Genomic DNA, 18,395 nt, shown 5'->3' on the forward strand with positions numbered 1-18,395 from the left:
TGCGGGTCGCTATTCATAAGAGCCGGACAAACGGCGCGTTGGCTGAATACTCTGCAACACCTCTTGCAGGTTATGTTGCGATTGTTGGGTTATGCTGATGTCGAAGTCCCAGGGCTCCACCAAAAACCCGTATCAAGCAGGAGGGGTTAGTCATGAAAGCATTGCTCAATAGTGTGTGCTGGAATCTGGCAGTGGCGCTTGGGTTTGTCGAACCGCCTCGTTTGCAGCCGATCCCGGTACGAGCGCAACGAGACAAAGCAGCGGCCCAGCGTCGCTGACCTCGGCGGGCCGGGTGCGGTAGCTCTAGCGCCCCGGCATCACCGGACCACCTTTTTCAACGGCGCGCTGATAAGCGGGTCGCTCTCTTATACGCTTCAAGAATGCCGTCAGGTTTGGCCGACTCGCGTCTAGGCCTGCGCGCGCCTGAGCGGCTTCTAGCGGAAAGCTCATCTGAATGTCCGCGACGGTGAAATCTTCGCCCGCGAACCATTGCGTCTTGGATAACTCGCTTTCCATGTAGTCCAGATGCAGCTTGAGCTGCGGGCCGATGAACGCTTGATTGGCTCCTTTGGCGATCGCTCGGGCCACGGGCCGGATGAAAAATGGCATCGGTCCGTTGGCGACGCGATCGAAGACCAGTCGTAGCAGCAGGGGCGGCATTGCCGAGCCCTCCGCGTAATGCATCCAATAACGAAAACGAAGGTATTCCGGGGTACCGGCAGTGGGCGCTAGCCGGCCTTCGCTGTAGCGTTCGACCAGATACTCCAGAATGGTTGCGGACTCGGCGAGGGTGAGATCGCCGTCAGTAATCACGGGGGATTTACCCAGCGGGTGCACCTGCTTCAGCTCGGGCGGCGCCAGCATGGTTTTCGGGTCCCGGGCGTAACGCTTGATTTCGTAGGGTAGCTGCAGCTCCTCTAGCAGCCACAGCACACGTTGCGAGCGAGAGTTTTCCAGATGGTGGAGCGTGATCATTGGCGACTGCCTCCCAGTTTTCAGTGAGTGGGACCAGCATAGCCTGCCGTTGCGTGCGATATGGCAGACTTCGTCGACCACAGGAGAAGTCATGTCCCGTCCGCAATGCCCGTACTGTCAGCGGCCTTCCAGCCACTGCTTGTGCCCGTTGATCCCCTCGCTAACTAGCGAGACGCAGGTGCTTATCCTGCAGCACCCCAGCGAAACCGCGCATGCGCTCAACACGGCTCGATTGGCCGTCTTGGGGCTGCGCAGTGCAAAGCTGGTGGTGGGCGAAGTCGTCAGCGTTCCAGCCGATGAGCGTAACAACTATCTGCTATTTCCCGGGGAGGATGCCATTCCGCTGGAACGCCTGGCGCAGGGTGAGAAACCGTTGCGACTGGTCGTCCCCGATGGCACCTGGCGAAAGGCGCGCAAAATGCTGCATCTCAATCCCGAGCTGGCGACCTTGCCTCGCGTTTCACTGCCCACGGGGCTCGTCTCCCGTTACCGCTTGCGGAAGGCGCCGGCGCCAGGTGCGCTTTCAACCCTCGAAGCCATTGTCACGGCGTTGAACATACTGGAGGGCGAAGGGCGGTTCGATAGATTGCTTCGTCCGTTTGAAGCCTTGATCGAGGCGCAGATAGATGCGATGGGCCAAGAAACCTACCAGCGTAATCATGGCCGTGAGGGCTGAGGTTTCTCAGCGGGCAGGGATGGTTTTCATGCGGAGGATATAGAGGCTGACCAGCGTTGCGCTGGTCAGCATGCCGATACGCGCCCAGAACATCGGTACCAGCCAGCAGGAGACGCCGATGCTGATCCACATGGTCGTAATAGCGTAAACCTTGCCCTTGAGTGGGATGCCTTTACCTTCCAGGTAATCGCGGAACCAAGGACCTAGCCGGGGGTGTGTCACCAGCCAGTCGTAGAAACGACGAGAGCTACGGACGAAGCAGGCAGCAGCAAGAAGAAGAAAGGGCGTGGTTGGCAGGACCGGCAGGAAGATTCCGATGATGCCGAGCGTGACGCTTAACCAACCGATCACCAGCAGCACATAACGTGCTACTGGATTGCGATACGTTGGAATATCGCGGTGAGCCAAGAGGCTATCCGGCGTCAGTGCTTGCGAGGTTTGAGAAGCGCGGGCTTCTCTTCAGGTGCGTGACAGATCAGGTACAGCGCCGTAAGGATCTCTGGAATCTGCTCGACCATCTCCGCGACCAGGTTCGGATCTGTGGCGATATCGCTGAATTCGGGTTGCTCGTCGAAAAGACCTGATCCGACCATGATCGGCAACAGCAGCTCGCTGACTTCCTCTTCGGAATCTTCGAACCACACCGACTCGCGCATGAACACGCCTTCCATGAAGCCGATGCACCAGCCGCGCAGGTCGGATTCGTCAGGCTCGTCGCCCATGTCGAGTTCGCAGGGGAGCTCCATGTCTTCATCACTGGCCAGTTGCCGTGCAATGTGTGCCTTGAGCTGGATCAGCGTCGCCTCGATGGCTTCGCGCTCGGTGTCGTCCGCATATTTTGGCGGCTCGGCAAACAGCGCGTCGATCCATTCGCGTTCCGGCACTTGCTCCGAACAGATGCACAAGGCGGTGAGATAGCCATGGGCGGCGATGTAATCGAGGGCTTCTTCGTGCAGATCATCTGCATCCAGAAACACTTGCAGGCGGGCGAGTTGCTCGGCGAAGGACATCGATGGCTACCTTGGAGAGAAAACAGCGCTGATTCTAGACGAGCTGCAGGCCTCAGGCTACCGCGCGCTTTGACGCTGCGGCGGCTGCGGGCATTTCCTGCCACTGCGTCTTCGACTGATTGAAAATTTCGCCCGGAGTTCCGCCGTACCGCCGTGGGGCACCAACTATCGCAGGAGCAGTGTTCTGCCTGAACCGGACGGCTGTGTCGCGTATACTCGCGCGTCTTGTTTCGGAGACCGGCATGCTCGATCAGGCACAGCGCATTCTAAAAGATGTATTCGGCTACGACGCGTTTCGTGGCAACCAGGGTGCGATCATCCAGCGCGTGGCCGACGGCGACGATGCGCTGGTGCTGATGCCGACCGGCGGCGGTAAATCGCTCTGTTATCAGGTGCCGGCGTTGCTTCGCGACGGCTTGGCCGTAGTGGTGTCGCCGCTGATCGCGTTGATGGACGATCAGGTGGCTACGCTCGAGGAACTGGGCGTTGCGGCGGCTGCGCTCAACTCGACCTTGACGCCCGAACAGCAGCGCGACATTGCCGACCGTTTGCGCCGTAACGAAATCAAGATGCTTTATCTCGCGCCCGAGCGGCTGGTTCAGCCACGCATGCTGGCGTTCTTGCAGCGCTTGCAGATCGGTTTGTTCGCCATTGATGAGGCGCACTGCGTATCACAGTGGGGGCATGATTTTCGTCCTGAGTACCTGCAGCTCGGCCAGCTGGCTGAATTTTTCCCCAGCGTCCCACGAATTGCGCTGACTGCCACGGCCGACAAGCGAACGCGGGAAGAAATCGTCCAGCGCTTGCATCTGGGGAATGCAGAGCGATTCCTTTCAAGTTTCGATCGGCCAAACATCTTCTATCGCATCGTGCCGAAGGAACAGCCTCGCAAGCAGCTCATGGCGTTCCTCGCTGAGCGCCGCGGTGACGCCGGAATCATCTATTGCATGTCGCGCAAGAAGGTTGATGACATCGCCGCCTTTCTTACCGAGCAGGGCTTTCCGGCGTTGCCCTACCATGCTGGTCTGCCGAATGATCTTCGGGCGTTTCACCAGAGGCGCTTTCTCAATGAGGAAGGCCTGATCATGGTTGCGACCATCGCATTCGGCATGGGCATCGACAAGCCCAACGTACGTTTCGTTGCTCATCTGGATCTGCCGAAATCGCTGGAAGCCTATTACCAGGAAACCGGCCGCGCGGGTCGCGATGGTTTGCCCGCCGACGCCTGGATGGCATACGGGCTGCAAGACGTAATCTTCCTCAAGCAGATGCTCAACAATTCCGAAGGCGACGAGCGACACAAGCGCATCGAGCAGCACAAACTCGACGCGATGCTCTCGCTTTGTGAGGAAACTCGTTGCCGTCGTCAGGTGCTGCTGGCGTACTTCGATGAGGACATGCCGGAGCCCTGCGGGCATTGCGACAATTGTGTCGACGGCGTGCAGACATGGGATGCCACCGAGCCGGCGCGACAAGCCCTGTCGGCGATCTACCGCAGCGGCCAGCGCTACGGTGTTGGTCACCTGGTCGATATCCTCCTTGGTCGAGACAACGAAAAGATCCGCAGCCTCGGTCATCAGCACTTGTCAGTATTCGGCGTAGGCAAGGCATTGTCCGAAGGGGAGTGGCGATCACTGTTTCGCCAATTGGTCGCCCGCGGGCTGGCCGACGTCGATCTGGAAGGTTTCGGTGGCCTTCGCCTCAGCGACAGCTGCCGTACTTTGCTCAGAGGCGAGGTTGCCCTGGAGCTGCGTCGAGAGCTGTCCACCAAGGCGCCGAAGTCCGCCGCGAGCGCAGCGAGTCAGCTGGTGCGCAGCGAAGAGCGTGAGACCTGGGAAGCACTGCGCACCCTACGCCGTAAACTGGCTGAGGAGCATGGTGTGCCGCCTTACGTCATTTTCCCGGACGCGACGCTTCTGGAGATGCTTCGCAGCCAGCCCGGCACACTCAGCGATATGGCGCGCATCAGCGGCGTTGGCGCACGCAAGCTCGACCGTTACGGCCAAGCGTTTCTTGAAGTGCTGCAAGGCACGGCACCAGCGGCCAAATCGCCAGCCGATGTTCGCCACGAACTGATCACTCTGGCCCGCGCGGGCATGACGCCGGCGCAGATCGCACGGCAACTCGATTGCAGCGAAAAGAACGTCTACGCCATGCTTGCCGAAGCCATAGGCCAGCAGCAGTTGAGCCTTGAGCAGGCGCTGGACCTGCCAGAGGAGTTGCTCGGGGAGATCCAGGAAGCCTTCCTTGATGGCGAAGGGGAATTACCTCCGGTTGCGGCCGTTGCTGAACAGTTTGCCGGACGAGTCCCCGAGCCGGTCTTGTTCTGCGTACGAGCATCGTTGCAAGCCGAATTCGAACTCTAACGGTCAGTCTAGCGGTGCGGCGTATTGCCGCTGCGCTTGTTCGCTGTACGGGATAGCGCGGTGCACCGCAATACAGGGTTACGTACCGGGCCGATGGTAGCCTTGCCAGCCTCTCGGAGCTGTGGTTAGCTCGCTAATAATTAGTTTTTCCGGAAAGACCGCTCCATGTATCCCGACCAACATCGCTTCGCCATGCAGTTGGCTCAACTTTCGCGTGGCTGGCGCGCCGAGCTGGACCGCCGTCTAGCAGACCTCGACCTTTCTCAGGCGCGATGGTTGGTTCTACTGCATCTGGCCCGATTCGACCACGACCCTACACAACGGGAGCTTGCACAAAGTGTTGCAGTCGAGGGGCCAACGTTGGCGAGGCTACTGGACAGTCTCGAAGCACAAGGTTTAGTCCATCGCCAGCCGGCTCCCGATGATCGCCGCGCCAAACTCATTACGCTAGGTGCCCCAGCGCGCCCGCTCATCCAAAGAATCGAGGCGATTTCCACTCAGGTTCGCCACGAACTCTTCGACGGGATCGACGAAGAAGATCTGCGTAAGTGCCAGCAAGTACATGAACGCATCTTGGCGAACCTTGTAAAAGCCAAGCGTTAAGGCAGCCCTGCCATATGCGTTCCTACGCACAGGCCTGCGCGCGATCTGGCCATGGCTAGGTTGGCGCGCCGGGCGTCTCGGCAACATTCTAAAGCGCGTGCATAAGCCGCCCGAATTCAGGCACTGCCTTCAGCTGCCGTTTGTCTTTTGACGCTAGGCTATGTTTTGCAAATAATGGCACAATGCCTTCGCGCGCACGCCGACGAACTGCCTCTAATTTTTTCCGCATCAGTCGATAACCGCGTCACAGTTCAGTAATCGAACGGTGGACCGGCGAAGAAGCACGCCGAACGCCACCTGCGGAGGTTTCATGGCACTCGGTCGTCGAGTCTTGTTTACGGTGGCCTCTGGCTCGCTGATCTATTCGGGCATGGTTTCCGCCCTAGGTATGGGCGACATCACGCTCAACTCTGCCCTGAATCAACCGCTGAGTGCCGAAATCGACCTATTGGACGTAGGCGGTCTGGGCGTCGATGACATCCGCGTGGTGTTGGCTTCCAACGCAGATTTTGCGCGTGTGGGCGTCGAGCGCCTGGCGTTTTTGCAGGATCTGCGCTTCACGCCGGTGATCGACGGTAACCGGAGCCGGATCCGCGTTGCGACCAATAAGCCCGTCCGCGAGCCTTATCTCAACTTCCTGGTAGAGATCACCCGGGCGAAGAGCCGGATGCTCCGTGAATACACGGTTCTGCTTGATCCGATGCCAAGTTCGTCCGAGGTTTCGAGCAGTTTCGTCGTGAGTAATCCGCAAGCCGATGCTCGCCCGGCGCGTGTCGAACCAGCGCGTTTCGTGCCGCCTGCCGAGCTGCCGCAAGCGTCGCAGGGGAAGCGTCACCGGGTGGCTAGCGGTGAGAGCCTGTGGGCTATCGCCGACGCCTACGCAGGTCGCACCCGAGCGTCACAGGCGCAATTCATGCGCGACATTCAGGCCTTGAATCCCGATGCCTTTGCCGGTGGTGATGCGGCACGTCTCAAGGCGGGGGCAGATCTGCTGTTGCCAGATGCAGCCATACAAGCCGTTGCAGAGTCCGTAGAGCCCGCTTCGCCAGCGCCGATCGCCGAGACCACCGCGCAGAGCCAGCTGACAGCTGATGCCAAGCCAACTGCACCGGCGCCTGCCGATCCGACACTCGTTGACGGTCAGGTAGCCATGTTGCGTCGTCAGCTGTTCGAAGAGCTGGCCGCCAGCCGTGAAGAGAATCAGCAGCTCAAGCAAATGCTGATCGACATGCGGCTTCAGCTTGAAGCCGTTACTGCACAATTAGTGGAGCAGGGGCGGCCGCAGGCGGTTGCTTCGCCAGCTGTGGAGCAATCTGCACCAGCGATAATGCCGGAGGGTCAGCCGATCGTGCTGCCGCCAGCTGAGGCGAGCCCAGCCGAGGCTGTTTCGTCGTTTCGCTGGCAGGACTGGACGTTGCCCGGCGGCGGAGTGTTGATTTCCATGTTGTTGGGTGGCCTGTGGTTCAGTCGCCGCAAAAAATCCGAACCCAAATGTCCAGATGCGGTGCCCGTTGCCGTTGCCGCTCCCCAGCCGACGCGCGTGCCGCCGGTGGCCGTCGCGGCTGCGCCAGAAATGCCTCGCCAGCCCGCGCATGCATCTGTCAGCGAGACAGACGTGCTCGAAGCGGCAAATATATACATCACCTATGGCCGCCGCGATGAAGCGATTGACGTGCTGTCGCGCGGAATCGAGCGGGCGCCGACACAACTCGATATTCGCCTTCGCCATCTCGGGCTTCTTGCTGAGGTCGGCAACGTCGCCAGTTATTGCGTGGCTGCCGACGCCTATCTGCAGGCGGGGGGCGAGCGTGCACAGCTCGAACAGCTGCTCGCGTTGCATCCCGCTCTGGCTTCGGCGGTTTCTGTCGCCAAACCAGCAGCGTCTGAGCCGTTCCTGGATCCGGATATCACCTTTGTTCTGGACGAGTCACTGGCGGCAGACTTTCTGGACTCTGCATCTGAACCCGTCCCGCAAACTTCAGCGATGGAAGCCGGACAGGCGTACCCCGCCCAGCCATTGATCGATGGTTTCGATGAGGCACTGACGCTTGGCGAGCTGACATCGTTGCTCGGCAATGCGGAGCCGGTCGAATCGAAACCGACAGCGGAAGAACTTCGCCAGCTCGAGCCGAATCCCGAACACCTGGTCCGTCTCAACCAGGCGGTTGCGTATATCAAGCAGGGCGACATGGAGAATGCTTGCATCATTCTCGAAACCCTCGCGACTGAGGGAGATGCAGCGCAGCGGCAGCAGGTCAACGAGTTGCTTGCAATGATCGCCTAACGGAGCGGGGTTAGAGACGGCGCACCGATCAGAAACTTCGCCCCAGATTCAGATACAGGGCGCGCTCAGCTTCGTCGTTCAGGCCGTAGCTGAAATTCAGCGGCCCCAGCGGTGTCTCGTAGCCGATAAAGATGCTGCCAGCATTGATATAGCCGCTATCAAACGCGTTGTCATTGTTCCAGGCGCGCCCACGTTCTAATGACGCACCCAGATAGAGCGGGAAATCCAGGGGCAGAAACGAGCGGGGTGTCATTCGGCGGTAATAGATCATGCGTGCCAGACTGATGTTCTGGCCGGACAGGGCGTCTTGCCGGAACCCCGACAATTGCCGTGCGCCGCCGAGCAGAAAGCTTGAGGTGACGATCTCGGCATCATCCAGCGTTCGTCCGTAGCGTCCGCCAAATACCAACGTATCCAGGCCGAAGCTGAAGGCCTTGTCCAGGCGAAACTCCCACTGACGATAGCGCCTATCGGAGCCCAGACTAGGATCGTACTGGCGAAGGGTAAGTCCGATGTCCTCGCCCTCACGAGGGAAGTCGACGTCGTCCACCGTGTCGAACGAATACTGCAGCTGGTAGTAACCTTCCTCGAACGAGAAGTCAGGCAGCTGCTGGTCACCGACGCGAACGTCGGCTTCACCCCAGGCTTGCCCCACACCAAAGCGGATTTCGCCGTTATTGGCAATCTGTCGACCCAGGCTTAGCCCATAGCCATAGCGCTGCAGGCGGTATTCGGCGATAGGGTCGTTATCCAGGATAGCCTCGACGTTCTGCGCTTGCGCAATGAGGTTCGGTGCGACGAACCAGCGGGAGCCAGCGTCCAACGGCTGGTAGAACTCACTGAAGAATTCCTGACGATCGCCCAGTTGCAGCCGCGTCAGCCACTCGGCACCCAGTTCGTTGATGCCGTTCTTGCGGAAGCTTGCGCCGATGTTGAATGCGCTGTCGCCGCGAAAATCATCAGAAAGGTTGATTCCAAGACGCAAGTAATCGGTGCCGGAGCGCTTTTCTCGGGCTGTGACGACCAGCGTATTGCCGGGTTTACCGTGGACGATTCGGTACTCGACCTGTTCGAAGTAATCGAGTCCGTACAGCGTACCCATGTCCTTTTGCAGGTCCTGCACGTCCAGCCGCTTGCCGATCTGCTGGCGGATGTGTCGGCGTATCACTGCATCGCCGACCTTGGAATCGTTCTCGATGCGAACGGCGGTAATCAGCGGGGTGCGCGGTTCGGCCGAGCGGGCGAGGCTCAGCGAAAGGTTGCCGCCGCTTTCGCTGCGCATGGTAGCCAGCCGACCACCCAGCGCATCGGCAGCACGATAGCCCGCATCGATCAGCTGTTCGGCTCGTCCGAAATCGGTCGACCCAAACGCTGCCAGCATCGGTTGCACCAGCAGGTCTTCCGGTCTCAGGGTGGCCAGCTGCGCTTCGGAGTTGCGCCGGGTCATCATGGTGATCGACTGGTTGAGCACATCGACGACGGTCAGCAGCTGTTCGCGCGGCAGCAGTGGCGTGCCGATGTCCACTACGATCAGACGGTCTACACCCATGTCGCGAGCGACATCCATCGGAACGTTGTCGACCATCCCGCCATCGACCAGTAGCCGGCCATCTATTTCGACCGGGGCAAAGACGGCCGGGATCGACATGCTGGCGCGGATGGCCTGGGGTAGGTGGCCGCTGCGGAAAATGACTTTCTTGTCATTGGCGATATCGGTCGCCACAGCGCGGAACGGGATTGGCAAACGGTCGAAGTCACGGATGTCACTGGCATGAACCAACAGCCGTTCGAGCAGCAGCGCCAGGTTCTGCCCCTGGATCACACCAAGCGGAAGGCCGAGGCTGCCATCGTCGCGAAAGCTCAGCTTGCGTTTGACCAGAAAGTCCCGGTCGTCCTGCTTGCGCCGGAAGGGGATGTCCTCGCGCGGAGGATCGTCGGAAAGCACCTGCTGCCAGTCCAGTTCGAGTGCCAGTTTTTCCAGTTCATCGACACTGTAGCCAGCGGCATACAGGCCGCCGATCACAGCACCCATACTGGTGCCAGCAATTGCATCGATCTGCACGCCTTGTTCTTCCAGCGCCTTAAGCACGCCGATATGCGCCAGGCCCCTCGCGGCGCCGCCGGAAAGGACCAGGCCTGTGCGCGGCTGGGTTTCGGCAAAGCCTGCCAGCGGGACGAGCAGGATCAGCAGAAAGAGGAGACGAGACATGAAGGCACACCGAACGGACTGACGTGAAATGGCGGCTATTATAGGGTCCCGTCAGCTACCCGAGCGCCTCGACATGGCCGATACCAAGCCCGAAATTGTGATCACCTATTGCACCCAGTGCCAGTGGATGCTGCGCGCGACATGGCTGGCTCAGGAGCTGCTTTCAACCTTTGCGGATGACCTCGGCAAGGTGTCGCTCGTACCCGCAACGGGCGGGACCTTTCACATCACCTGCGACGGTGTGCAGATATGGGAGCGCAAGCTGGACGACGGCTTTCCTGAAGCCAAGATCTTGAAACAGCGGGTGCGGGACCAGATCGACCCGGAGCGAAATCTGGGGCATAACGATCGGGCCTGAGCCTGCTCCAGCGGCGAACCGATCAGACCGACAGCTGCTCGGTCTGCAATTCTTCCAATAGCAGCTGCGCCGCTGCTGACAGCGTGCTGCCGTGGCGGGCTATCACGCCATAGGGCTCGCTGCGTGACTGCAGATTCAGTGGCAAGCGGCGGATCATGCCGAACTTCTCGCTGAATTCGGCCACGGCCAATGGCATGACGGCCACCAGTTCGGAATCCTCCTGCAAGAGGCTGAGCATGGTGAAGGTCGAGGCGGTTTCGACCGGGTAACGCGGAAATTCCAGCCCACATTGACTGAACTCGCGTTCGAGCAGCAGGCGCATGGGCATGTTCGCTGGGTAGACCACCCAACGGTAGATGCTAAGGTCGGCCAGTTCGAGCGTGGCGACGCGCGCCGGATGGTCTGGGTGGGCCACGACCGTCAATTGTTCTGGGTGTAGCGTCAGACAGTCGTAGGCGTCCGGGCGCTGGCTGACGCTGCTGCGGCAGATCGCCAGATCGAGCCGGCCCTGGTCGACCAGACCCAGCAGCCGCGCGCTCGTATCCTCGACGATCTCGACCGAAAGCTCCGGCTGCTTGCGCCTAAGCCGGCCGAGTGCGCGCATCAGCATCGGTACGGCACCCATGATGGTTCCAACGGAAAGCCGCCCGCCATGACCCTGAAGAATTCCCACCATTTCTTCGCGCAGGTGCGCCACGTCGCTGTGAATCAACCGGGCGTAGCGGATCACGCAGCGGCCGAGATCGTTGGGCACCAGTCCTTGGCTATTGCGGGTGAAGAGCTCGGCTCCGAAGGTATTTTCGATCTCATGCAGCGATTTGGTCGCGCCAGGTTGGCTGATGAAGACCTGCTCGGCCGCGCGGTGCACCGAGCCCTGCTCATCCAGCGCAATCAGTAACCGCAGCTGCTTGAGCCTGAGTCGAGAAACAATAGAGGGGAGGGCGGCAATCATGGGATGACTGGAAGTTATCGCTCAATCAGAAGTCGTCATTAGGCACCAGCGGACGCGGTTTTTAAAGTGATCGCAACAAGACCCCCATCAGGCGGGGCGTCATCACAATAAAAGGAAGGTGCGCATGCGGTTGATTCAATTCGAGAGCGAACTGGGTTGCAGGCACGTGGGGCTGGTAGCCGACGAGCGGATCGAGGTCCTAACTGGCGTCACCAGCACGCGCGAGTTGGCTTTGGCGGCCATCCGCGAGCATCGCAGCCTCGCTGAGCACGTCCAGTCCCAGGCACGCGAAGCCGGTCCTTTGTACCGCGAGCTGCTCGACGCAGGGCGGGTGCTGCCGCCGCTCGACCATGAAGATACTGCCCATTGCCTGGTCAGCGGCACGGGTCTGACCCACATGGGCAGTGCCGCGACTCGCGACAAAATGCATCAACAGGGCGAGCAGGACGAAGCCAAACTCACCGATTCGATGCAGATGTTCCGCTGGGGTATGCAAGGCGGTCGCCCGAAGTCAGGCAACGTTGGTGCCCAGCCTGAATGGTTCTACAAGGGAGACGGCAGCATTGTGGTGCGTCCCGGTGCGGACTTCCCGGCGCCTGATTTTGCCGAGGACTACGGCGAAGAGCCCGAGCTAACCGGCCTCTATGTGATCGGGGATGACGGTCAGCCGTACCGCTTGGGCTTTGCCTTGGGCAACGAGTTCTCGGATCACGTGCTTGAGCGCAAGAACTACCTTTATCTTGCGCACTCGAAGTTGCGCTACTGTTCGTTTGGTCCCGAGTTGCGGATAGGGCCATTGCCGGCGCACTTGGCTGGAGTCAGTCGCATTCGCCGAGGCGACCAGGTGCTGTGGGAGAAAGAGTTTCTGTCCGGCGAGGAAAACATGTGTCACACGCTGGAAAACCTTGAGTATCACCATTTCAAATATGCACAGTTCCTGCGTCCCGGTGATGTTCACGTGCATTTTTTCGGGACGGCGACGCTTTCGTTCGCTGACGGAATCAAAGCCCAGGCGGGCGATCAGTTTGAGGTCAGCCTGGATGAGTTTGGCGCACCACTGCGCAACGGCATCAGAATTTGCCGTTCGGGTATTTCCCCGGGCGGCGTGAAGCCACTCTGACATCCGCATGGCTAGTGACTGGCCGCAACGCCCCGGCGCACCTACGCGCTGGGTTTTACGTTTCAAACTCTTCGCTCTTAGGCGGACTGGGCGAAGCCTCATGAACCACATCATCAGAGGAACAATTCCATGCCGAACATCAGCGGTCAGAACTACATAGCCGGGGCCCGCAGCGCGCAGGGTTCGATTGTCGTCCAGAGCGTCGACGCCAGCACCGGCGAAGCATTGCCGTATGAATTTCATCAGGCGACCGAAGACGAAGTGAATGCCGCAGCGCAAGCGGCAGCCAGCGCTTATCCAGAGTACCGAGCGCTTCCTGCGGGCAGGCGAGCCGACTTCCTCGATGCTATTGCCGACGAGCTGGATTCATTGGGCGATGACTTCGTTGCGCTGGTCTGCCGCGAGACAGCATTGCCAGCGGGTCGAATCCAGGGTGAGCGTGGCCGTACCAGCGGACAGATGCGGCTGTTTGCCAAGGTGCTGCGCCGCGGAGACTTTCTGGGCGCACGAATCGACCGAGCGCTGCCAGAACGCAAGCCGCTGCCACGCCCTGATCTTCGCCAGTGCCGCATGGGGCTGGGGCCGGTTGCGGTATTCGGCGCGAGCAACTTCCCATTGGCGTTTTCGACTGCCGGTGGCGACACCGCCTCTGCGTTGGCAGCCGGTTGCCCGGTGGTATTCAAGGCCCATAGCGGCCATATGGTGACGGCTGAATGCGTAGCTGATGCAGTGATTCGCGCGGCGGAGAAAACCGGCATGCCCAAGGGTGTGTTCAACATGATCTACGGCGGCGGTGTCGGTGAGTGGCTGGTCAAGCATCCGCTCATTCAGGCGGTAGGTTTCACCGGTTCGCTACGCGGCGGTCGTGCACTCTGTGACATGGCCGCCGCGCGTCCGCAGCCGATCCCGGTCTTTGCCGAGATGTCCAGCATCAACCCTGTGGTGCTGATGCCTGATGCGCTCAAGAGCCGCGGCGATGTTATTGCTAACGAGCTGACCGCATCGGTGGTGATGGGCTGCGGCCAGTTCTGTACCAACCCGGGTCTGGTCATTGGTGTTCGCTCGCCGGAGTTCAGCGAGTTTCTGCAGCGGCTGGTCGGCTTCATGAACGAGCAACCGGCGCAGACGATGCTCAATGCGGGCACGCTCAGCAGCTACGGCAAGGGCGTCCAGCATTTGCAAAGCCATCCGGGGATCAGCCATCTTGCCGGCCAGGACCAGCAGGGCAGCCAGGCGCAGCCGCAACTGTTCAAGGCTGACGCAAAGCTGCTGATCGATGGCGATCCGCTGTTGCAGGAAGAGGTGTTCGGCCCGACCACCGTTGTGGTGGAGGTGAATGACAAGGCTGAGCTGATGCGCGCGCTGTCAGGCTTGCATGGCCAGCTCACCGCGACGCTCATCGCTGAACCTACTGACCTGGCGGGCGCCGCCGATCTGGTAGCGCTGCTGGAGCAGAAGGCCGGGCGGATACTGCTCAATGGCTATCCGACCGGGGTGGAAGTCTGTGATGCCATGGTTCATGGCGGGCCTTATCCTGCCACCTCGGATGCCCGTGGTACGTCAGTCGGCACCTTGGCGATCGACCGCTTCCTGCGCCCGGTCTGCTATCAAAACTTCCCGGATGCGCTGCTGCCGGACGCGCTGAAGAACACCAACCCGCTGGGTATCAAGCGCTTGGTGGATGGTGAAACCACCGACGCGGCGCTCTGATGCGTGGAGCGGCTCGCTCGATTAACGCTGTGCCGCTCCGTGACCTAGCCCCATCTGCTGCGCGGTATCGCGCAGCAGTTCGAGTACGCTGGCGGCTGCTGGTGAAAGTTGTTGCGGGGTCTTGGTGATGATGCCGTAGGCCATCAGCCCTTGGTTCAGATCGGCGTCGATGCTCGCATCGACCTCGATCTCCTCCAACATGCCGTAGCGCGCGTAGTGCGCTAATACATCGCGTGGCAGGACGGTCAGCATGTCGTCCTTCTCGACCAGCGTGGTCACCATCAGCAGGTTCTCCGCATTCACGACCTTTCGTGGCGGGCGCATGCCGACGCGCTGGAACAGCGCATCAAACTCCTGTCGCAACACACTGCCGACTGGGGGTAGCACCCAGTCAGCGGCGTTCAGTTGCGCGCGAGACATAGGGGTTTTGATCAGCCCGGCGCGCGCACAGATCTGCAAGGGCTCCTTGGCCAAAGGCTCGAAGTGCAAGTCGACTTGCTGACTGCTGGCAAAAAAGCGCGCGACCAGAAAGTCCAACTCGCCATCGTCCAGGATCGTCAGCAAATCGCGGCTTGAGCCGGTGCGGATGGTGACTTCCAACTCTGGGAAACCAAGCTTGGCGCGTCGGATCACCTCTGGCAGCAGCTCTGCGCAGGGCGTCAGGATGGTGCCGATGCGCACATGGCCCTGTTGTCCGTGACGCAGGGCATCGACCTCACTGTAGGCTCTATCCAACGTATTAAGCATGCGCTTGGCGTGGCGAATCATCGCTTCGCCATACAGCGTCGGGACTACGCCGCGGGCATGTCGTTCGAACAGCTCAACGCCAAGCCCGTCTTCCAACTCCTTCAGAAGTTTCGATATTGCCGGTTGGGAAATGCCCAGGCCGGCGGCAGCACGATTGAGGTTGCCGGTATCACCGAGAGCGGCTAGCAACGGGATATGACGGTTCTTGAGCCGTGCCCGTACAAACCAGTTACTGTTGATCGGCTTCATCAGGTATATCCATTCGTGTATCGGTAGTGCTGAAATATATATTTGTTGATGATGTCTTGTCTCTCTAGGCTTCAAAACAACGAGAGCGCTGCTCTGCTGCTTCCGGTGGCTAGCGCCTCGATCGTGACGGTGCCTAATAAAAATAATCGGAGAAGCCTTTATGCAATTTAACGTCCAGCGTTTCGGGTTCGGTCTCGCAGCCACTTTGATCCTCGCGTCCGGCAGTGCCTTTGCCAAGCAGGAATGGAAATTCCAGATCAACGTCAACGCCGGCGATGACGAATACCGCATCGCTCAGGAGTGGGCAAAACGTGTCGGCGAGAAAACCAATGGTGAAATCACCGTAGAGGTTCTGCCAACCGGCACCATTGTCGGTAACAACGAGACACTGGATGCCGTCGGAGCCGGCATCATTCAGGGCCACATCACCGATCCTGGCTATTTCTCCGGTAAAAATCCTGCGTTCGCGGTATACGGCAACATGGTCGGTGCCTGGAGCGGCCCGGCACCGTTCCTGGATTACATGCGCAACGCTGGCGGCGAGGCGGGTTACAACCGTCTGGTGGAGCCGTACAACGTTCACCTTATCCGTGCTGGCGCTGTGGGCGCGGAGTCCCTGATCAGCAAGCGCAAGATCGAAACCCTCGACGACCTCAAAGGCCTGAAAGTGCGAGCGCCGGAAGGCATGGTTTCGAATATCTTCAAGCTGGTCGGTGCAGCGCCGGTGAACCTGCCGACCTCCGAGGTCTATACCGGGCTGGAAAAAGGCGTGATTGATGCAGCCGACTACACGGTGTTTTCCACCAATTACCAGCAGGGCTACCACAAGTACGCGCCGTTCGCCGTCTATCCCGGCTTCCACTCGATGCCGATGAAGGACATCTCGGTTAACAAGGCGCTATGGGATGACCTGTCGCCTGAGCAACAGAAGATCCTCGAAGACTCGGTCGATGCCTTCACCGAGCAGCTGGTCACTGATCTGCAGAAGAAAGACGAGGAGCAGGTTGCATTGGCCAGGCAGAAAGGCGATGTGACGCTGACCTCGCTTCCCGAGGATGAGGTGAAGAAGTTTCGCCAGTCCGCGCGGGACGAATGGTCGCGCTGGCGTGACCGCAGCCCCCAGGCGAAGGAGGCGGTGGATTCCATGCAGGGCTACCTGCAGGACAAGGGCATGCTCTGAGCCGCGCAAGCCGGCCATCCAATCTTCGAGTAACCAAAGACTTTCCGGCCCATGTCGGAGAGTCCGAGGAGTTTCGCTGTGAAAAAAACTCAACCTTCGTCTGACGATCATCTGGATGTCTGCGCCCCAGAGCCGGCCCAGGGCATGCTTGATCGTGGCATTCGACGTGGCGGTCAGGTAATTGCCTGGCTGGTGTTCATCGCCATGCTGGTCAGTGTGTTTGAAGTTGTCATGCGCTACGGCTTCGACTCGCCCACTGAATGGGCGCACGAGACCACGACCTTCCTCGTCGCGGCCATCTTTGCCTTGGGCGGACCCTATGCATTGGCGACCAACCGGCACATCCAGATACGCATCCTGCTCGACCGCCTTTCACCCCGTAAGCGCAGCTGGCTCGAATTGCTGAACCTGGCGCTGGGCATCCTGTTCTGCCTGGCGATCGGCTATGCCGCCTGGGTGCTGGCTTACAACGCCACCCACGCGCCCGATGGCAGCTGGCGGCTGGAGACCTCGGGATCGTCCTGGAACCAGCCTTTGCCTGCATTCACCAAGATAGTCGTGCTGGTCTCCATCGCGCTTATGGCGGTGCAGCAAGTGGTGCGAATCGCGACTCACCGGCGTGCGCGTCTCGATGGGGATGGCAAGCCATGAGTATCGAGATCGCAACCTACCTGATGATCTTCGCGATCTTCGCTCTGCTGGTGCTGGGACTGCCGCTGGCATTCGTCACAGGCCTGGTCGCTGCCGGCTTCACCTTAGGCTGGTTCGGCCCGGTGGCCGTGCCGCTAGTGGCCAGCCGCCTGTTCGGTTTCATCACTGAATATTCGTTGGTGGCGGTGCCGATGTTCGTGTTCATGGCCGGCTTGCTGGACCGGTCAGGGCTGGCGCGGGATCTGTTCAACGCCATGCGCTTCTTCGCCGGGCGGCTGCCGGGAGGGGTGGCGGTGCAGACCATCGTGGTGGCGTTCTTTCTCGCTGCCATCTCCGGAATCATTGGTGGCGAAATTGTCCTGCTCGGGGTGCTGGCGTTGCCGCAGATGCTGCGGCTGGGCTACGACAAGCGCATCGCCATCGGTGTGGTCTGCGCCGGCGGTTCGCTGGGTACCATGGTGCCGCCGTCCATCGTACTCATCATTTACGGCCTGATTGCCAGTGTCTCCATCGCTGATCTGTTCAAGGCAGCGATTGTTCCCGCCGCGCTGCTGATGGGCAGCTACATGCTCTACGTGGTGGTGATGTGCATGCGTTATCCGCACATGGGCGGTGCTCATCTGGAAAAAGACTCCAGCCTGCCGCGGCTTACCCTTGGCGAAGCCTTCAAAGGCATGTTCTTTCCGATTGCCATCGCCGGACTGGTGCTCGGCAGTATCTACGCCGGCATCGCCTCGGTGACCGAAGCGGCAGCCATGGGCGCGATGGGTGTACTGCTGGCGGTGCTGGTACGCGGTGAATTCAGCATCAAGTTGCTGCAGGAAAGCCTGACCCAGACCCTTGAAACCTGCGGCATGATCGTCTGGATCGGCATTGGCGCAGCCTGTCTGGTCGGGGTTTACAACCTCATGGGCGGCAACCGTTTCGTCTCGTCGGCGATCACCGGCCTTGAGGTTGCGCCTTTCGTCATCGTGCTGGTGATGATGCTGATCTTCCTCTTGCTGGGCATGTTCCTCGACTGGATCGGCATTGCCATGCTCTGCCTGCCGATCTTCGTGCCCATCGTTGTAGAACTCGGCTACGACCCGGTGTGGTTCGGCATCCTCTTCGCGGTGAGCATGCAGGTGTCCTACATCTCGCCCCCGTTCGGGCCTGCGGCGTTCTATCTCAAAAGCGTGGCGCCGCCCGATATCACACTGACCGACATCTTTCGCTCGATGGTGCCCTTCATCGTCATCCAGATTGCGGTACTCGGCCTGCTGCTCTACTTCCCAGCCATTTCGACCTGGCTGCTTTGACCCAACC

At 60.2% G+C, this 18,395-nt stretch carries 17 protein-coding genes; 11 read left to right on the forward strand and 6 right to left on the reverse strand.

Going from position 1 to position 18,395, the window contains the following annotated elements:
• Positions 1 to 152: 152 nt before the first annotated feature.
• A complete protein-coding gene (locus tag ACQKEK_RS04760) occupies positions 153 to 278 on the forward strand; it encodes a PA1414 family protein (RefSeq protein WP_256203908.1) in 126 nt (41 codons plus the stop codon).
• Positions 279 to 303: 25 nt separating this feature from the next.
• Here the strand turns inward: ACQKEK_RS04760 and ACQKEK_RS04765 are convergent, their stop codons facing one another.
• On the reverse strand, positions 304 to 975 hold the full coding sequence (locus ACQKEK_RS04765) for a glutathione S-transferase family protein (RefSeq protein ID WP_499141283.1): 672 nt from the start codon (positions 973 to 975) through the stop codon (positions 304 to 306).
• A gap of 91 nt (positions 976 to 1,066) precedes the next feature.
• Here ACQKEK_RS04765 and ACQKEK_RS04770 point away from each other — a divergent pair, with 91 nt between their 5' ends.
• Entirely contained in the window at positions 1,067 to 1,651 is a 585-nt protein-coding gene (locus ACQKEK_RS04770) for a tRNA-uridine aminocarboxypropyltransferase (protein ID WP_499141284.1), read from the forward strand.
• Between the two features lie 6 nt (positions 1,652 to 1,657).
• Here the strand turns inward: ACQKEK_RS04770 and ACQKEK_RS04775 are convergent, their stop codons facing one another.
• Both ACQKEK_RS04775 and ACQKEK_RS04780 read right to left on the reverse strand, forming a co-directional pair.
• Complete coding sequence (locus ACQKEK_RS04775) at positions 1,658 to 2,059, reverse strand: YbaN family protein (RefSeq protein WP_499141286.1); 402 nt, start codon at positions 2,057 to 2,059, stop codon at positions 1,658 to 1,660.
• A 14-nt stretch (positions 2,060 to 2,073) separates the two neighbouring features.
• Positions 2,074 to 2,661, reverse strand: coding sequence for a UPF0149 family protein (locus tag ACQKEK_RS04780; protein ID WP_128120621.1), 588 nt, complete (start codon positions 2,659 to 2,661; stop codon positions 2,074 to 2,076).
• Between the two features lie 242 nt (positions 2,662 to 2,903).
• Here ACQKEK_RS04780 and recQ point away from each other — a divergent pair, with 242 nt between their 5' ends.
• From recQ to ACQKEK_RS04795, 3 genes are all read left to right on the forward strand, one after another.
• Positions 2,904 to 5,027: a DNA helicase RecQ gene (recQ, locus tag ACQKEK_RS04785; protein WP_128120622.1), complete on the forward strand. Its 2,124-nt coding sequence runs from the start codon at positions 2,904 to 2,906 to the stop codon at positions 5,025 to 5,027.
• A 165-nt stretch (positions 5,028 to 5,192) separates the two neighbouring features.
• Positions 5,193 to 5,630: a MarR family transcriptional regulator gene (locus tag ACQKEK_RS04790; protein ID WP_499141287.1), complete on the forward strand. Its 438-nt coding sequence runs from the start codon at positions 5,193 to 5,195 to the stop codon at positions 5,628 to 5,630.
• A gap of 310 nt (positions 5,631 to 5,940) precedes the next feature.
• Positions 5,941 to 7,914: a FimV/HubP-related protein gene (locus tag ACQKEK_RS04795; RefSeq protein ID WP_499141288.1), complete on the forward strand. Its 1,974-nt coding sequence runs from the start codon at positions 5,941 to 5,943 to the stop codon at positions 7,912 to 7,914.
• A gap of 28 nt (positions 7,915 to 7,942) precedes the next feature.
• On the opposite strand, the gene ACQKEK_RS04800 is transcribed toward ACQKEK_RS04795, so the two are convergent.
• The gene (locus ACQKEK_RS04800; RefSeq protein ID WP_499141290.1) at positions 7,943 to 10,123 is read right to left on the reverse strand and encodes a patatin-like phospholipase family protein; all 2,181 of its coding nucleotides are present in this window, start codon (positions 10,121 to 10,123) and stop codon (positions 7,943 to 7,945) included.
• 73 nt (positions 10,124 to 10,196) lie between these two features.
• Here ACQKEK_RS04800 and ACQKEK_RS04805 point away from each other — a divergent pair, with 73 nt between their 5' ends.
• A complete protein-coding gene (locus ACQKEK_RS04805) occupies positions 10,197 to 10,481 on the forward strand; it encodes an Rdx family protein (protein WP_463286801.1) in 285 nt (94 codons plus the stop codon).
• A gap of 22 nt (positions 10,482 to 10,503) precedes the next feature.
• Here the strand turns inward: ACQKEK_RS04805 and ACQKEK_RS04810 are convergent, their stop codons facing one another.
• Positions 10,504 to 11,433 carry a LysR family transcriptional regulator gene (locus ACQKEK_RS04810; RefSeq protein ID WP_499141291.1) on the reverse strand — a complete coding sequence of 310 codons (930 nt, stop codon included), beginning with the start codon at positions 11,431 to 11,433 and terminating at the stop codon, positions 10,504 to 10,506.
• Positions 11,434 to 11,557: 124 nt separating this feature from the next.
• Between ACQKEK_RS04810 and araD1 the strand changes: the two genes are divergently transcribed.
• Together araD1 and ACQKEK_RS04820 are read left to right on the forward strand one after the other, a co-directional pair.
• The gene (araD1, locus tag ACQKEK_RS04815; RefSeq protein ID WP_499141292.1) at positions 11,558 to 12,553 is read left to right on the forward strand and encodes an AraD1 family protein; all 996 of its coding nucleotides are present in this window, start codon (positions 11,558 to 11,560) and stop codon (positions 12,551 to 12,553) included.
• Positions 12,554 to 12,682: 129 nt separating this feature from the next.
• A complete protein-coding gene (locus ACQKEK_RS04820) occupies positions 12,683 to 14,263 on the forward strand; it encodes an aldehyde dehydrogenase (NADP(+)) (RefSeq protein WP_499141293.1) in 1,581 nt (526 codons plus the stop codon).
• Positions 14,264 to 14,284: 21 nt separating this feature from the next.
• On the opposite strand, the gene ACQKEK_RS04825 is transcribed toward ACQKEK_RS04820, so the two are convergent.
• Positions 14,285 to 15,259 carry a LysR substrate-binding domain-containing protein gene (locus ACQKEK_RS04825; protein ID WP_499141294.1) on the reverse strand — a complete coding sequence of 325 codons (975 nt, stop codon included), beginning with the start codon at positions 15,257 to 15,259 and terminating at the stop codon, positions 14,285 to 14,287.
• Positions 15,260 to 15,419: 160 nt separating this feature from the next.
• On the opposite strand from ACQKEK_RS04825, the gene ACQKEK_RS04830 reads away from it, so the two are divergent.
• The 3 genes from ACQKEK_RS04830 (at position 15,420) to ACQKEK_RS04840 (ending at position 18,388) form a co-directional block, all read left to right on the forward strand.
• The gene (locus ACQKEK_RS04830; RefSeq protein WP_499141295.1) at positions 15,420 to 16,439 is read left to right on the forward strand and encodes a TRAP transporter substrate-binding protein; all 1,020 of its coding nucleotides are present in this window, start codon (positions 15,420 to 15,422) and stop codon (positions 16,437 to 16,439) included.
• Positions 16,440 to 16,517: 78 nt separating this feature from the next.
• A complete protein-coding gene (locus ACQKEK_RS04835) occupies positions 16,518 to 17,090 on the forward strand; it encodes a TRAP transporter small permease subunit (protein ID WP_499141297.1) in 573 nt (190 codons plus the stop codon).
• On the forward strand, positions 17,087 to 18,388 hold the full coding sequence (locus ACQKEK_RS04840; protein ID WP_046164197.1) for a TRAP transporter large permease: 1,302 nt from the start codon (positions 17,087 to 17,089) through the stop codon (positions 18,386 to 18,388). The genes ACQKEK_RS04835 and ACQKEK_RS04840 overlap by 4 nt, the downstream gene beginning before the upstream one ends.
• The last annotated feature ends 7 nt before the right edge of the window (positions 18,389 to 18,395 follow it).

The organism is Pseudomonas sp. NPDC077408 (genome assembly GCF_050269105.1).
Taxonomy (GTDB): domain Bacteria; phylum Pseudomonadota; class Gammaproteobacteria; order Pseudomonadales; family Pseudomonadaceae; genus Stutzerimonas.

Bases quoted from the DNA above. Each gene is read 5' to 3' on its own strand.
- ACQKEK_RS04760 (WP_256203908.1), top strand. From the start codon at position 153: ATGAAAGCATTGCTCAATAGTGTGTGCTGGAATCTGGCAGTGGCGCTT.
- ACQKEK_RS04765 (WP_499141283.1), bottom strand. From the start codon at position 975: ATGATCACGCTCCACCATCTGGAAAACTCTCGCTCGCAACGTGTGCTG.
- ACQKEK_RS04770 (WP_499141284.1), top strand. From the start codon at position 1,067: ATGTCCCGTCCGCAATGCCCGTACTGTCAGCGGCCTTCCAGCCACTGC.
- ACQKEK_RS04780 (WP_128120621.1), bottom strand. From the start codon at position 2,661: ATGTCCTTCGCCGAGCAACTCGCCCGCCTGCAAGTGTTTCTGGATGCA.
- recQ (WP_128120622.1), top strand. From the start codon at position 2,904: ATGCTCGATCAGGCACAGCGCATTCTAAAAGATGTATTCGGCTACGAC.
- ACQKEK_RS04790 (WP_499141287.1), top strand. From the start codon at position 5,193: ATGTATCCCGACCAACATCGCTTCGCCATGCAGTTGGCTCAACTTTCG.
- ACQKEK_RS04795 (WP_499141288.1), top strand. From the start codon at position 5,941: ATGGCACTCGGTCGTCGAGTCTTGTTTACGGTGGCCTCTGGCTCGCTG.
- ACQKEK_RS04800 (WP_499141290.1), bottom strand. From the start codon at position 10,123: ATGTCTCGTCTCCTCTTTCTGCTGATCCTGCTCGTCCCGCTGGCAGGC.
- ACQKEK_RS04805 (WP_463286801.1), top strand. From the start codon at position 10,197: ATGGCCGATACCAAGCCCGAAATTGTGATCACCTATTGCACCCAGTGC.
- ACQKEK_RS04810 (WP_499141291.1), bottom strand. From the start codon at position 11,433: ATGATTGCCGCCCTCCCCTCTATTGTTTCTCGACTCAGGCTCAAGCAG.
- araD1 (WP_499141292.1), top strand. From the start codon at position 11,558: ATGCGGTTGATTCAATTCGAGAGCGAACTGGGTTGCAGGCACGTGGGG.
- ACQKEK_RS04820 (WP_499141293.1), top strand. From the start codon at position 12,683: ATGCCGAACATCAGCGGTCAGAACTACATAGCCGGGGCCCGCAGCGCG.
- ACQKEK_RS04825 (WP_499141294.1), bottom strand. From the start codon at position 15,259: ATGAAGCCGATCAACAGTAACTGGTTTGTACGGGCACGGCTCAAGAAC.
- ACQKEK_RS04830 (WP_499141295.1), top strand. From the start codon at position 15,420: ATGCAATTTAACGTCCAGCGTTTCGGGTTCGGTCTCGCAGCCACTTTG.
- ACQKEK_RS04840 (WP_046164197.1), top strand. From the start codon at position 17,087: ATGAGTATCGAGATCGCAACCTACCTGATGATCTTCGCGATCTTCGCT.